The organism is Psychrobacter sp. UBA3480, assembly GCF_002377945.1.
Classification (GTDB): Bacteria; Pseudomonadota; Gammaproteobacteria; order Pseudomonadales; family Moraxellaceae; genus Psychrobacter.
Genome location: NZ_DFQV01000013.1, coordinates 74,610 through 89,010, shown reverse-complemented (window position 1 = coordinate 89,010; position 14,401 = coordinate 74,610). Strand labels below are relative to the sequence as shown.

Sequence of the window (14,401 nt, the reverse complement as noted above, 5' to 3'; positions counted from 1 at the left end):
GAAAACCTATTTAAGACCTTTGCAGTTGGCATAGTAGCTCACTGTAGCGGGCCAATCTGAAAAAATGCCTTGGACACCGACGTCCTGCGCTAGTACGTCAATATAATTCATCATATCACCGTCATTGTTGATAGCATCACCAAGACCGCTATAGTACCAATCGCCACCATCCGTTAATGGCCCTGAACGCTCTATCGACCAAGTAATGATTTTTAGACCATTGGCTTTGGCTTGTTTTGCGTATTCTGATGGTTGCATATTTCCCTTACCATCAGTAGTGACTAGCAACCAAAGTGCTGGAGCAATGGTGTTAATGCCGCGTGCTTTGATATCAGCCAATGAGTGCTTCCAAGTGGTTGCGTCATTTTTATCAAATGTTTTACTCTTAGCGGTCTCATTGCTGTCATCAATCAGATAAACGGCATTAGCCCCATAAGCTGGCTCGTTTTTGATCCAGTAATCCAGATCTTCTATATTGAATGTCTGGGCAAATACATCGCTTGCAGGTACATTTGCTGCCTTATAAGTATCTATCAGCTGTTGGCGATAATCGTCCAAACGATAGCCGTTAAACGGCATAGTCACTACAGGTGCTTTTAGCTCAGGCGTGTGCTTCATACCCAGCTTGCGAGCCAACGCGATATGCTCTTTCAAGGTTAATACTTTGCCATTTTGCGAGTATAAGTCCGTTCGCCAAGGCGCAGTCGCATTCATATATTCACTAAGGCTGGTTGCTTTTTTATTGGCAGCATCCATCTTACCCGTCAAGGTTTTAAACTGAGCAGCGCTGATATCTGAGGTGCGACATTCGATACTATCGGCATTGGTAAGTTTGCCTGTAGCGTCCAATATGGGCGGTACAGTGCATTGCTTGGCTATTGGCGTGGTTAGAATATTGGTAGTGGTGTGCAAATCGTTTTGGGCATGACGACATACAAGCTCACCGTTATTGGTAAAAGCGACATCACATTCCAAGATGCCAGCACCCATTTGTGCTGACGCCACGTAGCTATCATAAGTATGTTCAGGCAACTGTAATGGCGCACCTCGATGCGCAATAGAGAAGTCTGTCTTACTTGGCAGTTGCCCCCTGCACGCCTGTAGCTCTTCTTTTAGTGGTCCCTCATCCATATCATTGATCAGGTAAAACGGACGCACTCCATAGGTATATGCGACAGGTGAGGACAATTGTGGCTGCGATTGTGGTTGCGCTGTCGATAAAGGGGCTTTTGATGTGAGTGTTGAGCGGCTATCGGTAGTGCAGCCTACTATCAATAATGAGCTGATCAGCGTTAAAGGTAAGGCGAGATTAATCTTATTAACCTTAGCCGGCGTCTGCTTACTCAGCTCAAGCGCTGATTTATTAGAAATTGTCATGTAAAATGTTCCTGCAAAATTATAAAAAATCCCATCGGACGTATGGATAGGAATTGAAAAATTAACGTTTGACTATTGATTGCTACTTGCTACTTGCTGTTTGCTACTTGCTGTTTGCTAAAAACCACTAAAGGTCGTGACATTGTTGTAAGAGCCTAGCCTTGTAGGAAATTGGCCTTGTAAAACCTTAGCATTAATGCGGATACAATTGTAGGCACATGTACTAAAGAATAGACAGCTGACAGTATTTGAGCTTGATAGTACTGAGCTTATCGGTCGTAAAGTCATACGTGTCTTCTTATACTGTTCACATTTTTGCTATTGTCCATTTAGTACCTCACTATTGACCATACTCTCAAACTAACAGATGATATTGACCATATAATGACACACACATTATCTTGGCAAAAAATATAGAAATGCTTAAGGCATCTCTCACTACATTATTAAGGATAACTATGAATAACTATCTAGACGCAGTCGTCGTTGAGCACAATCCCTCTCAAAAAAAGATAGATCGCGCAGTGATTTGGCTACATGGCTTAGGTGCTAGCGGTCATGATTTTGAGCCAGTTGTACCGCAGCTTGGGTTGGCTGATGATATGGCAGTACGTTTTATCTTCCCACATGCACCTAAACGCCCAGTCACGGTAAATGGCGGCATGGTGATGCCAGCATGGTACGACATCATAGAGATGAGTCTGGAGCGTAAAGTAGATGTGGCTCAGATTGAAGAGTCTGCTCAGCAAATACAAGATTTGATCAGTCGTGAGATAGAGCGCGGCGTGTTATCAGAGCATATCGTCATCGCAGGGTTTTCGCAGGGCGGGGCAGTTGCGTATCATGTGGCACTTGGCTATCCAGAACGTTTGGCTGGCTTGATGACGCTCTCTACGTACTTAGCAACCAATGACAATATTGAGTATAGTGCTGCCAATAAAGATATGCCGATTTTGATTGAGCATGGTTCTCATGATCCAGTCGTGCCTGTCATCCTAGGTGAGCAAGCCCAGCAGTTATTGTCGGCGAAGGATTACAATGTGTCCTACAATACGTATCCGATGGCACATCAAGTCTGTATGCCGCAGATTCAAAATATCGGTAAATGGTTAAACACTGTTTTGGCGCAAATTATTAAGCTGTAACGTAATGTAATGCAGGCTACTTATAGGTTGAAACATAACTGATATCTCCTATATAATAGCTAGTCTTATTGGGGATGTTCTGGCTTCGACGCTGGTGATGAAACTCAATGATGCATGTCGAGAGTGTATGTCCTCTCGTTAATCAAACATATATTGTTATAGTCGCAAACGACGAAACTTACGCTCTAGCAGCTTAAACCCTGCTTACTTAGTTGCTGATCACCTACAGTTGGTTAACTAAGTTGAAGCGTCCGCATGTAGGCTCGCCACAAGTGATTGTCTCAATTGCTTGGGTTCAAAAGTAGAGAATCGTCCAATCCATCCTGACTGTCGGATCGGTGCGGATTAAAACTAAAGACAGAAACTAAACATGTAGATTCATGAGCGTAATGCTGGCGGACGCGGGTTCAACTCCCGCCATCTCCACCATTTACATAAAAGAACAAATCAGTAATAATTGTTATTATTAAAAACCCCTCTAGGCATAATGCTTAGAGGGGTTTTTACTGTCTATGATACTAGCTTAATTAAAAAGCTATATATTGAAAATGCTAATTAACATGGCTGTCCTACACACATGTGGCATTCCAATCTACACACAGAAAAATACTATTTATTAACTTGTGAAACTTTTATTTTAGCCTACGTTTGTATTCGATAGCCACGCCACAAACTTCGAACTCCATGTGACGGCTATCGATTAATGGATAGTCTTCATGCTCAGCTACAAGTTGTTCATACGGCTTGCCTGTCATTTCATTAAAGCCACGCGGCCTCCATCTTCTAAGAAGCAATCCTTTATCATCATTCATGCATGCCAGTACAAAGTCACTAGGTGATGGTTCTAGGTTAGAATCGATCAGTACAAGATCGCGGCGTTTAAAATAAGGTTTCATGCTGTCATCTTCTATTATGATCCAATAAGTATTGTTACCATAAAAAGATCCTACGACTGGTTCGAAAGAATCAGCAAGAGCAATCCTTTTTGTTCTGTGTAAATGTTCCGCTTGGGAGAAGTTAAGCACTGGCACATAATGCAAGTCTTCGACATTCCTCACGATACTGTCAGTATTATTTTTATTAGTAGTGCAGCTAGGCTGAGTTCCACTATCAAATCCCACCTCACTGCTTTTTGAAAGCTCGTGAACTTCAACACCATAACTTAGATAACTTGCGGTTGTGCTAAGTGCCTCCGCTATCAAAAGTATTTTTTCTTCTCTTGGTGTAGCTTCACTGTTTACGTATCGCCTAACCATCTCATAGCTAATGCCAGTCATTTTATGCAACTTCTTCTTACTAACGCCCTGCGACTCCATTTTAGCGCGAAGGCGCTTTGGAAAATCAGAATCATTTTTATCTGTTCTCATATACTTTTAACCTAACCCTATGTTCATCACTTTACTTATAAAAGCATAGAATACTACAGTTGGTAGTGTTCTAAAATTCAAAATCTACTACATTATGGGTAAATTGGATTATGGATAGGTCTATAACTACCTAAATAACAGTTTCTAGTGGAATCGTTTTAATTTAAACATAATATTAGATAATATTTAGTAAATCTCCTTACACACATATGACACACAAGAGGCTAAGATAAAGTAAAAATCTTTAAGTATCAACGCTTGTAGTAGGTTAACTCAACTCCCGCCATCTCCACCAAACACTGATAAAGGGCTGACCGTCATAGACTGTTAGCCCTTTATTTTGGGCGTTTTTTGGGTTTTCACTACCTCGTAGGGGTATGGCGAACCATATAGAATGTTGGTATTATTTTTGGTATTAAAGTTTATATACGCTCTCAATACTAACAAAGGATAGCCCAATGCCCTTAACTCATACCGTCATTAATAAGCTATTACTTAGTACACCTCGATTGATACAAAGCGACCTGACAAGCATAGTGACGGTAACGGGCTGCAATTACGGGTGCATTACACTGGCGTTAAGTCATGGGTCAGCGCATACCGTTGGCAAGATAAGCAGTAAGCCCTCACTGTTGGTAATTATAGAGATATAGTAGCCCTTCATGATACAACCATACTCGATCTACAAACTGAGATATGGCACGGATCTGAACCATTAACTGGAACAAGCCCACGGCCATACCCTATCGATGCGTTCACAGGCTTACTACAGTATGTTGTTAAGGCAGTAGCACACTATACGCAAGCTCCGACAGCTATTACAGACCAATGCGTTTTAGGGGCACTGGCATACATGGGGCAAGGATTTATTGATACAACACAGACTCATGCTAACCATCCTAATATTAATAGCAGAGGGCGGAAGCGGTAGCGGCAAGTCACAAGCTATGGAATTAACTAGCTTCAAAGTACGTAAGTACAAAAGCAGCTATATGCTGATTATCTTATTAAGCTATCATCGTGGGAAAATGACAAGGCAAGTCTAAAAGATAAAGAGCTAGCCGACTTTTTAGAATCCAACCCAAAGCCCCAAGAACGTTTTAAAGAAGTAACTATTGAGCCGATACTCGATAAGTTTATTGACGGTAGTATCAGTAATGCTTCATAAATGACAGACAAAGCAGCCCAATTTTTTAATGGTGATACTGCAAGTAATGTCTTATCATCATTGACGACCCTTAATGGTGATGATGAGGTGTTTCGTTTGTGCTCGCTAAAGTCTGCCTATGCAATACGCATATAGATGCCTACAACGTGCGTATGACGCTATTAATACAGGGGCAGTGCTTTATCCTAGAGCTAGCACTAGCTGACCCTATAATGAATGGACAAGGGTTTTTAGCCAGTGCCTTGATTGCATGCCCTGAAGATTTGCACAGTCAAAGAGTATGGTGCGATGAGCAGCGCAATAATGACAACCCTTACTTAATAGACTACTAGACACGCTGCCAGAGCTTACTTGATACATTATCAGCCAATCTACCCAGTGACAGTATAGGAATACCGAAACGCATTAAAATGCAATAGGAAGATAACGGACTTTCTTGAGTCCATAAAAATAGCATGAAATAAGTAAGCGATATTAATTATAAACAATATGCTTTCAACAGTAGATGATAAAATGTTCTATCGCTTAAACAATGAGGTGTTATCTTGCTAAGTAAGTTGCTAATAGCACTATTTCTTGGGTTTTCATCAATGACAGTTTTAGCAGATGAAAAAAATCAAGATTTGTGCGTAAGTTTTAATGATGCGTCACACTTAGGCTCAAATAGCTATCGCAGTAAAATTATCTACAACGAGAATTACGATGCATTTCCTTACGCAACCAAAATAGGCAACAGTATTGTCGGTATTTTTAGCACTGGTACTGCGCACGCAAAATCAGATAAACAGGTTATGTTTAGATCAGATGACGGCGGTGACACATTTAGACTCAAAGACTTTTTTATCAATGACGACCAAACTTATGATTTTAGCCTAATAGCTGATTTACTAAGCGAGGGGAAATCGGTTGATTTGAAAGTTTGGAACTTGAGAAAAAATGCAGGTTTAGTTAAAGCAACAACTACGAGTAAAGCTGATGGGTATTCTATTTGGTCAACACCTAAGAATGCAGGGACTAGGCTCTATCGTACTGGTTATAACGCTAAAACTTGGCAAACCGCGTTGCTTGAGTCATTAGATGGTGGTATTACATGGAGATTTAAGAGTGTCATAGCTCCTGCGACAGCAGGTAGGCAGTTTAGTGAGGCTGACATTGTCAACACACATTCAAACAACTGGATTGCTTATATTCGTGAAGATAAGGGTAAGCATAATAATCTTTATAGCTCAATTTCTACCAATAATGGTAATACGTGGTCAATTCCTACAGCTTTAGACCCTAAGCTCATCAATGGCCGTCAACCAAATTTGACTAAACTAGATGATGGCTCGATTATTCTAATCACAGGTGATCGAACAGGCAAATCAGGTTACGCAGGCGGATCAGGCGATATAGTTTATGGCAACGATACGACAGGTATAACCATCTTTAGAAGTACAGACAATGGCAAAACATGGTCAATTAGAAAAAGAGTAAGCCCGATTTATAGTACTGATGGTGGTCAGCCTTTTGTGGTTGATTTGGGCAGAGGAAAGATATTTATCGTATGGTATGCACGCAAGACAACAAAGGGTAAGCCATCAATTAATAGCTGCACTGTTGATATTAATAACTTGTGAAAAGGAATAGAAAAAGCAAGATTGTCGTGAAAGTGAGTATAAATTGATACACAAGTTATTCTAACCTTGGAAAGTTTGAGATAGTTTTTGATGTCCATAAAAAGAGCACGAAATAATTAAGCTAAGATAGGACAAAGTAAAATCACCTAATGATTTAGATAACATTTAGAGATAACGACCATGCGCACATTGAGCGACTATATACATCTAAGCATTAAAGCCTGCCGTAACAGCTACAAAGCAATGAAGCCCACAGCATGGCAATGAGCTATGAATATAAGGGCAAGACATATCGCTATAACATCGAGCTATTAAAGACTCAATGCAACTATGACAGTTATCGGTAGTGTTTAGCGCGATTCAACCCCATGCAAGAAATTTCCAAGTAAGAAATAATATTCCTAAGTTGCTAGCACGTTCAGCATAACTTTAATATTGCAAATAATTACAAAATAATATTTAGTTGATAGGGTTGGCATTGAATAACAGCAAAATAAAAAATGATTGTTGGTATTATGGTTGGTATCGTCTATTTTTAAATTATTAATAATGTTTATTATCAGGTATTTATAACTATAGTTTAGTTTCCGCCATCTCCACCAAATATTAAAAATCCGATCACTTAGGTGGTCGGATTTTTTTTGTCTAAATTTTATGGTTAATTAAAGAAACAATGATACCAATGAACTTTGAATGAGAAAGTAAAAGCTATTTATATAGAGTAATCATCAAGTCTTTGAAATTGAATCACAATTTTTCGTTGGCTATGGAGAACATAATATTAACTTGTCTTAAAGAATAATTCTGATTATTCTTAGTTGAGGCCTATTCTTCGTATCAGGCGATGCAGTAGCAAGAATAAGCGGACTTTCAAATAACTACAGGGAATGTATTATGTTAGGAAAAATGATGTATCAGCCATTGTTGATTAGTGGTCTAATCGAACACGCTGCCCGTTATCATGGTGATACGGCAGTTTTGTCCAAAGAAGTCGACGGACAGATGACTCATACCAATTGGCGCACTGTCTCGGATAACTCAAAACGATTGGCCAATGCGTTGGCTGCACTGGGACTTAAATCATCAGAACGCATAGCGACTTTGGCTTGGAACAACCGTCGTCATTTAGAAGCTTGGTATGCGATTTCAGGTAGTGGCATGGTTTGCCATACTATCAATCCACGTTTGTTCCCCGAGCAGCTTAGCTACATTATCAATGACGCTGATGATCGTGTACTATTTTTTGATACTACTTTCCTACCGCTAATTATGGCAATCAAAGAGCATATCAAAGGTGTTGAACACTTCATTTGTCTAAGTGATCGAGATGATAGTATCGTAGAAAAACTGCCTAATGTACTGTTCTTTGATGAGCTATTAGCAGAAAATTCTACTGACTTTGACTGGCCTCAATTCGATGAAGCAACAGCCAGCTCTTTGTGCTACACATCAGGAACTACTGGTAACCCTAAAGGGATTTTATATACGCATCGCTCTTCTGTGCTACATGCGATGGCGTTATGCATGCCTGATGTCTCCGCGCTCTCTGCACAAGACGTTTTGCTACCCGTCGTACCGATGTTCCATGTCAATGCGTGGGGCACACCTTACGCGGCTGCCTTGACTGGTTGCTCTCTTATACTTCCTGGTCCAAATCTCGATGGTGACAGCCTAGTATCTCTCATTGATGATTGTCATGTCACGGTTGCTTTAGGTGTTCCAACGATTTGGCAAAGTCTATTGACCGCTGCCAAAGCCAGAGGTAGTAAGCTTGATAGCATGACGCGTACTATCGTCGGAGGAGCCGCATGCCCACCATCGGTAATCAAAACGTTTAGAGAGGATTTTAATTGTGATGCAGTACATGGTTGGGGTATGACAGAAACCAGCCCACTTGGAACGATGAATCAAATAAAAGCCAAGCATAAATCGCTGAGTAAAGATGAGATTAATGAGTTGCGTAACTCTCAAGGTCGTCCACCCTACGGCGTTCAGCTACGTCTCATAGATACTGACGAGCCACTACAGCGAGTTGAAGAAGATGGTATGTCTCAAGGTCGTCTACAGATTAAAGGGCATTGGATCATCAACGATTATTACACAGAAAATCCTGATGCGATAACTGAAGACGGTTGGTTCGACACAGGCGATATTGCAACCATTGATGCCGATGGCTATATGAATATTCGGGATCGCTCAAAAGATTTGATTAAATCTGGTGGGGAGTGGATATCGTCAGTAGAGCTAGAAAACATCGCAGTCGCCCATCCGCAGATAAGAATGGCGGCCGCTATTGCTGCAAAGCACAAGAAATGGAGCGAACGTCCAGTACTGATTGTAGTGAAGGAGCCAAATTCAGAAATCGATGAGTCGCAAGTACTGAGCTTTTACGAAGGTAAAATCGCCAGTTGGCAAATACCCGATAAAGTCATATTTGTAGATAATATCGTGCTGAATGGTGCTGGAAAAATGGTGAAAAAAGATCTGCGTGATGACTATGGCAATATATTGTTGGATAGTTAATTCAGCTATAAAAAGCGTAAATTGACAATGCTACTTGCAAAACCAAGTGCGTAATCTAGTTAGATTTCTCTAAGAATAGTGGTATAGGTGAATAGAGTAGTTGAAATGCTCGTCATCCATATCACTTATCATGATTAATATTCTAAATGAGCACTGGGAGATGAATGTACATCAGATGCATGGATTAGGATAGATAGAGTAGGACAGTATAGAACGCCAGATACAACAAATCCCCTGATATTATATCAGGGGATTTAGCTGTTCTATAAGATAGTATAGGACTATGTAATGGTACCCGGAGCCGGACTTGAACCGGCACGCTATTGCTAGCGAGGGATTTTAAATCCCTTGTGTCTACCAATTTCACCACCCGGGCAAAACTTGTTTTATCTAACATGTAAACTAGCTGATAGACCATCTAGTTACTAGATAAGTGGTCGCTATTATAATCGGTTGTGATAATAATGCAAGCCAAAATTAACGTAAAGTTAATAAATAATTGGAGGCTGGAGTCGGAATCGAACCGGCGTTAACGGAGTTGCAGTCCGCTGCATGACCACTCTGCCATCCAGCCAATCAAGGTCGCCTATATTAGCAAAAATATAGTAAATTACAAGTCCTTTTTTAATTAAAAACAGCTTATTTATTATCTTATCTATATTTAGCCCCAATTTCAGGACATTTACGCTATTAATAGGCTTTTTCAAGCCGTCAGTAAACTAGCGTGTAATGACGATTGTTTAAAATATAGTGCGCTAAACTATATCTCTATTGTCACGTTTAGCACTTTTCACATCGCGATAAGTGGCCGTGCAAATTAATATTAGTACGCCAAGAGTAATGGCAGGCCAAATTAAGATATATAAGCCGTAGATAAAAACGTTGTCCATGATATCTCCTTATAATATTGCTAAGTAAGTAGCGATTAGCCAGATACTCCTGACTAATCATTACTCGGATAAAGCGACTTTGGTTTAAGATTTAAGTGACGATGGGATTTCCGACTTTTTATCGTAATTGCCCACACGCTGCTTAATTAAGTCGAAGTCGAAGTGTTCGTCTCCCATCAAGCTGATAATCACACAGACGACGGTACTAGCGCCGTAAGCCGTTAGAGAGGCTAGCAGGACCATATATTGACGTAAGAAGCCAGTAGCGAAAATAAGCATCAGCACAAGCGTGATAGCTGCGGCGACCATGCCAACCTTACGACCTAGGAACCCAAAGACCATTAGACCAATAACGACTGCTGCACCAACACTTGCCAGTATTTCAAAGAATAGGGCCGTGGCACCTGTGATTGGGAGTAATTCGAAACGGGCAACGCAAAATAAGAGTAGTCCGACGATAACTGCTGAGGTAAAGGCAGTATTGGTGACGCGATTCCAAAACACACTGGCAATAACAGGAAAGACAATAGCCCCCCATAGTGCACCAACAAATACTAGCATGACGAGAATATCGAGCTTAAAGCTCGCAAAAATTAGTCCAGCTGCTGTCGCAACAATCATCGTGCCGCGACCAATTAGCATCATCGTTTTAGGTTTAACATGGCCTTTTTTGGCGATGTTTTTACCGTAGACATCCGCCATCATAATGGTTGATAGCGCTGATAAATCTGAGTCAGCGGTCGAGGACAATGACCCAATCACTAAAATGAAGAATAAGGCGATAAAGACAGGGTGCAGATAAGTACTGACCATTTGAGGGATGAGGTTATTCATATTGCCATCGAGTGGCTCGACGCCAATCGTTACAGCCATTAGTCCAATCATTCCAAGACCAATAACGATACCAGCATAGCCGACTGTAGCAGTGATAAACGTCGCTTTAATCTTAGTTTTATCAATCGCAAATAATCGCTGAGTGATGGTTTGATTACCGATAGCATATGCTAATACAGCGACGAAGTAAGGCGCACCTTGTTGAAAGAATGCCTCAGAGGAGAAGAAGTTCTGCTGCTCTAATGTCAGGTTTGATAGGCCGCTGACCATGACCTCAGGGCCACCCATAGCGAATAATACGGCGGGAATAATGACAATACCAATGGCCATTAGAGCGACCAACTGAGCGAAATCCGTAAAGACAGATGCTCTAAACCCTGATGTCAATGTGTAACTCAGTACACCGATACCTGCGATCATTACCCCTGTTTGGAACGATAATGGTGATAAAACCGACACCAATGCTCCAGCAGCGGTAAAGTTGACCATCAAGCTAATTAAACTGCCCATAATATTGGATATGGCTAAGATTAATTGGCTTGATGAACCGTGGCGGGCATGAATAAGTTCACCTAGTGTATGACCGTCTGGTGCCAATTCACGAAAGCGCATACCGAAAGGATAGATGAATAAAATCATCAATGCACCCCAAAAGCCATAATGTATCGGCCCTGAGACGCCATATTTATAACCAGAAGTAGCCGCAGCATAAAATGAGGCGGCCCAAATCCAAGTGGCGGTCATGCTGGCTGCACCCATACCAAAGCCAACACCGTGACCTGCGACCATAAACCCAGAAGTTGTCTCTTTATCTTTTTTGATTAATAAAGACAGTAAATAGGTGCCGCCATAAAATGCTAATAATAATAAAATAATCGTCAATGATGAAAATTGGAACAATGACTCAGTTTTCAAACTCAGACCTCGCAATTGTTAGTTGATGAATAAAGTTCAGTAAAAATGAAAGATACCAAACCATTAGGAATACAGCATAGCCTACACAGCCCTCATACCGAACGTATGTGGCTAATATAAATAGCGAAAATACCAGCTGTGATGGTAAGCAAATGCTAAGTGTCACGCCCAAATCTTAATGAGACAAATAGTGTCAAATCAAAAAGACAGGGACTACTTTCAATAGGTGTCAGTTAATGGGTAAACCACCACGCTATTAATAGGCATACACAAAGGTAGCTACATGCTAAAGAAAACTCATTTGATGAGTGTCTATAGCGGAATTACGAATAAGCACTAAGCCATGATGGCATGACCCGAACTCGATTTAGACAGCCTTGTCAGCTGTAATAAGCAATAGGTAGGAAGTCTCTACTTATCTATTGCGATTGATGTATTACTAAGCGGCATTAATAAATAAAACTACATATTCGTTAAGTGCCTGTAACATATTTGCGCGATAAGAGTAACCTATTATGTCACCAACCTCAAACATTATCCGATATTTACCAGACAATGACCGAAGATGACATATAAGTATTTGTTTAAAGAGATTTAATAAGATGTTTAGTAAAGTATTGAAAGATAGGGTTTTATTATGAGCAGGATCGAGTGATATATCGCTATGAGCTAAATGATGACTATGAGTAATTAACTGAAGCTTTCACTAGAAAAAATAGATAATAAGCGATAGACGGGTGCTCTCAATGAACAAGTAGAAGTGAATTTTTATATATTATCTTGTTTGGTGTAGTAAGTGACTCGGTTATCACGTAAAAATCCAGCCAATCCAAGTCCGTAACGCTCAGCCACGCGCACGGCTGTACTGGTAGGTGCTGACATGCCAATTAGCCACGGGATTTGACTTCGAATAGACTTTTGAACCAGTTCAATAGAGAGACGCGAAGTCATAAGCACACAGCTAACGTCTGCTTTTTGGCGTAATTGCCAACCGATAAGTTTATCGAGTGCATTGTGGCGGCCTACATCCTCAAATAAATACAGCTGCTGATTATGTATCGTTGCTGCGGCATGTACCGCACCTGTCAGCTGATGTGTATGCTGCGCGGCATCCACTTGTTGACGCAGTGCCAGTAGGTAGTCAAGACTTGGAACAGTCGTCTTAGCACTATCGTTGCTTGTCGATTGATTATGGTCGGACTGTAGACTGCTTTGAGAGTAAGCACTTAAATCAGGCAAAGCTTGTGTTAATCCAGTAATACCGCACATACCGCAGCCTGTGCGCCCTGCGAGCTGCCGTTTTTGTGCTTGGATACGTTGATGGCAGCGTTGGCTCAATACCAACTCCACGACATAGATATCGTAATCTTGAAATTGTTCTAAGCTTTGTTCAATCGATACTGAATCAAGATCTTCGTCATTCGAATCTTGAGCAAACTGCTGATAGCTAGCTAGATCTGCAAGGTGAGTCACTTCCCAGTCGAGTAACTCGTGACTGTATTGAATTAATCCTTCGCTAAATAAGAACCCAACAGCCAAGTACTCTAACTGATGAGGACTAGCCATCAGCACAGCATAATGAATCCCATTAATAATGATAGAGACCGCAGCTTCTACGGCTAAGCTGGTGCTCTGAGATTCGATTTGAAGATGAGAGTCATTATTAGGGTCACTAATAACTGAAGGGTAATGATGCTTTTGTGCTAAATGATTACGAGCAAGTGGTGTCTCTGACAACCTATCACCGCTAGGCAATTCAGGTGCAACTATCTTAGAGCTAGTTGAATTATCTATTATAGTAGGGTCAATAAGAGCCTCACTTTGTGCAGCATTATTTTCAATGGTTATCACGATTTATTATGGCCTAAAATTATGAGTGTGCTTACGGTCACTTAAAGGGAGATCCAATGAAAATGTCATTTTTATTGACTCTCCACAGTATGATTTACGCAGGCGTAGCGGTCGACGTATTTGCCTCTACGCGCTCTAAAACGACGGTGGTCGATTTGTATGCTGGGATATGAGAGTCTGGCGCATGTGTCTCTAAATCAAAGAGGTCATTGCATTCAGGATAGTAAGCGGCAACAGCGTTGGAGGCAATATCCATCTCGCTCAATACCAATGGGCCCAATATGCGTGGTTGCTCTAGGCTATCTTTAGCACGCTGGCGAGTAACCATAACACGGTCACCTTTTTGCCAACCTAAACGACTTATTTCATCGGGATGCATGAATAGCACGTCACGGCGATCCGTTTGACGATAGCGGTCTTTAAACCCAAAAATCATAGTGTTGAATTGGTCATGGCTGCGGACACTGGTCAATTGCCAAACCTTTTGTGCTGTATCTGCATGGTCATCGATATCATTTGCGGCTGCCATTTGTGCAGCGACAAAAGTAATCGGATATTGTGGTACTTCAAACTGGGCTTTGCCGCTTTTGGTATTCCATACACGATGACGCGCCGCATGATACAAATGAAAGCCACGCTCAGAGGTGCGAATACGCTGATTAAAGTCTTCAAATCCGTTAATAGCTTGAGCGATATAGTCTCGAATAATATC

The 14,401-nt window shown here is 41.1% G+C and carries 11 protein-coding genes, 2 tRNA genes and 1 other RNA gene; 6 read left to right on the top strand and 8 right to left on the bottom strand.

Features of this window, described 5'->3' with window-relative positions; translation table 11 throughout:
* Positions 1-6: 6 nt before the first annotated feature.
* Positions 7-1,377, bottom strand: coding sequence for a glycerophosphodiester phosphodiesterase family protein (locus tag B2863_RS05100; RefSeq protein ID WP_296207985.1), 1,371 nt, complete (start codon positions 1,375-1,377; stop codon positions 7-9).
* A gap of 458 nt (positions 1,378-1,835) precedes the next feature.
* On the opposite strand from B2863_RS05100, the gene B2863_RS05095 reads away from it, so the two are divergent.
* The gene (locus tag B2863_RS05095; RefSeq protein ID WP_296207983.1) at positions 1,836-2,522 is read left to right on the top strand and encodes an alpha/beta hydrolase; all 687 of its coding nucleotides are present in this window, start codon (positions 1,836-1,838) and stop codon (positions 2,520-2,522) included.
* Positions 2,523-2,592: 70 nt separating this feature from the next.
* Positions 2,593-2,951, top strand: a transfer-messenger RNA (tmRNA) gene (gene ssrA, locus B2863_RS05090).
* A 203-nt stretch (positions 2,952-3,154) separates the two neighbouring features.
* Here the strand turns inward: ssrA and B2863_RS05085 are convergent.
* Positions 3,155-3,889: a LexA family protein gene (locus B2863_RS05085; RefSeq protein ID WP_296207981.1), complete on the bottom strand. Its 735-nt coding sequence runs from the start codon at positions 3,887-3,889 to the stop codon at positions 3,155-3,157.
* Between the two features lie 508 nt (positions 3,890-4,397).
* Here B2863_RS05085 and B2863_RS14690 point away from each other — a divergent pair.
* The 4 genes from B2863_RS14690 to B2863_RS05070 all read left to right on the top strand — a co-directional run bounded on the left by B2863_RS14690 (position 4,398) and on the right by B2863_RS05070 (position 9,199).
* Positions 4,398-4,511: an Arm DNA-binding domain-containing protein gene (locus B2863_RS14690; RefSeq protein ID WP_372887653.1), complete on the top strand. Its 114-nt coding sequence runs from the start codon at positions 4,398-4,400 to the stop codon at positions 4,509-4,511.
* 698 nt (positions 4,512-5,209) lie between these two features.
* Positions 5,210-5,389: a hypothetical protein gene (locus B2863_RS05080; RefSeq protein WP_296207979.1), complete on the top strand. Its 180-nt coding sequence runs from the start codon at positions 5,210-5,212 to the stop codon at positions 5,387-5,389.
* 258 nt (positions 5,390-5,647) lie between these two features.
* A complete protein-coding gene (locus tag B2863_RS05075; protein ID WP_296207978.1) occupies positions 5,648-6,676 on the top strand; it encodes a sialidase family protein in 1,029 nt (342 codons plus the stop codon).
* Between the two features lie 894 nt (positions 6,677-7,570).
* Entirely contained in the window at positions 7,571-9,199 is a 1,629-nt protein-coding gene (locus tag B2863_RS05070) for a long-chain-fatty-acid--CoA ligase (protein ID WP_296207976.1), read from the top strand.
* A 289-nt stretch (positions 9,200-9,488) separates the two neighbouring features.
* Here the strand turns inward: B2863_RS05070 and B2863_RS05065 are convergent.
* The 6 genes from B2863_RS05065 to B2863_RS05045 form a co-directional block, all read right to left on the bottom strand.
* Positions 9,489-9,575: transfer RNA gene (locus tag B2863_RS05065), tRNA-Leu, on the bottom strand.
* A 124-nt stretch (positions 9,576-9,699) separates the two neighbouring features.
* Positions 9,700-9,773: transfer RNA gene (locus B2863_RS05060), tRNA-Cys, on the bottom strand.
* A gap of 181 nt (positions 9,774-9,954) precedes the next feature.
* Positions 9,955-10,089: a putative transporter small subunit gene (locus B2863_RS14685; protein WP_414706886.1), complete on the bottom strand. Its 135-nt coding sequence runs from the start codon at positions 10,087-10,089 to the stop codon at positions 9,955-9,957.
* A gap of 84 nt (positions 10,090-10,173) precedes the next feature.
* Positions 10,174-11,823 (bottom strand): sodium:solute symporter family protein, encoded by a 1,650-nt coding sequence (locus tag B2863_RS05055; RefSeq protein ID WP_339343189.1) that lies wholly within the window; start codon positions 11,821-11,823, stop codon positions 10,174-10,176.
* Between the two features lie 783 nt (positions 11,824-12,606).
* Positions 12,607-13,689, bottom strand: coding sequence for a formate dehydrogenase accessory sulfurtransferase FdhD (gene fdhD / locus B2863_RS05050; protein ID WP_296207974.1), 1,083 nt, complete (start codon positions 13,687-13,689; stop codon positions 12,607-12,609).
* Between the two features lie 94 nt (positions 13,690-13,783).
* On the bottom strand, positions 13,784-14,401 hold a 618-nt coding region (locus B2863_RS05045), incomplete at its 5' end, for a molybdopterin dinucleotide binding domain-containing protein (protein ID WP_296207972.1).

Bases quoted from the DNA above. Each gene is read 5' to 3' on its own strand.
- B2863_RS05100 (WP_296207985.1), bottom strand. From the start codon at position 1,377: ATGACAATTTCTAATAAATCAGCGCTTGAGCTGAGTAAGCAGACGCCG.
- B2863_RS05095 (WP_296207983.1), top strand. From the start codon at position 1,836: ATGAATAACTATCTAGACGCAGTCGTCGTTGAGCACAATCCCTCTCAA.
- B2863_RS05085 (WP_296207981.1), bottom strand. From the start codon at position 3,889: ATGAGAACAGATAAAAATGATTCTGATTTTCCAAAGCGCCTTCGCGCT.
- B2863_RS05080 (WP_296207979.1), top strand. From the start codon at position 5,210: ATGACGCTATTAATACAGGGGCAGTGCTTTATCCTAGAGCTAGCACTA.
- B2863_RS05075 (WP_296207978.1), top strand. From the start codon at position 5,648: ATGACAGTTTTAGCAGATGAAAAAAATCAAGATTTGTGCGTAAGTTTT.
- B2863_RS05070 (WP_296207976.1), top strand. From the start codon at position 7,571: ATGTTAGGAAAAATGATGTATCAGCCATTGTTGATTAGTGGTCTAATC.
- B2863_RS14685 (WP_414706886.1), bottom strand. From the start codon at position 10,089: ATGGACAACGTTTTTATCTACGGCTTATATATCTTAATTTGGCCTGCC.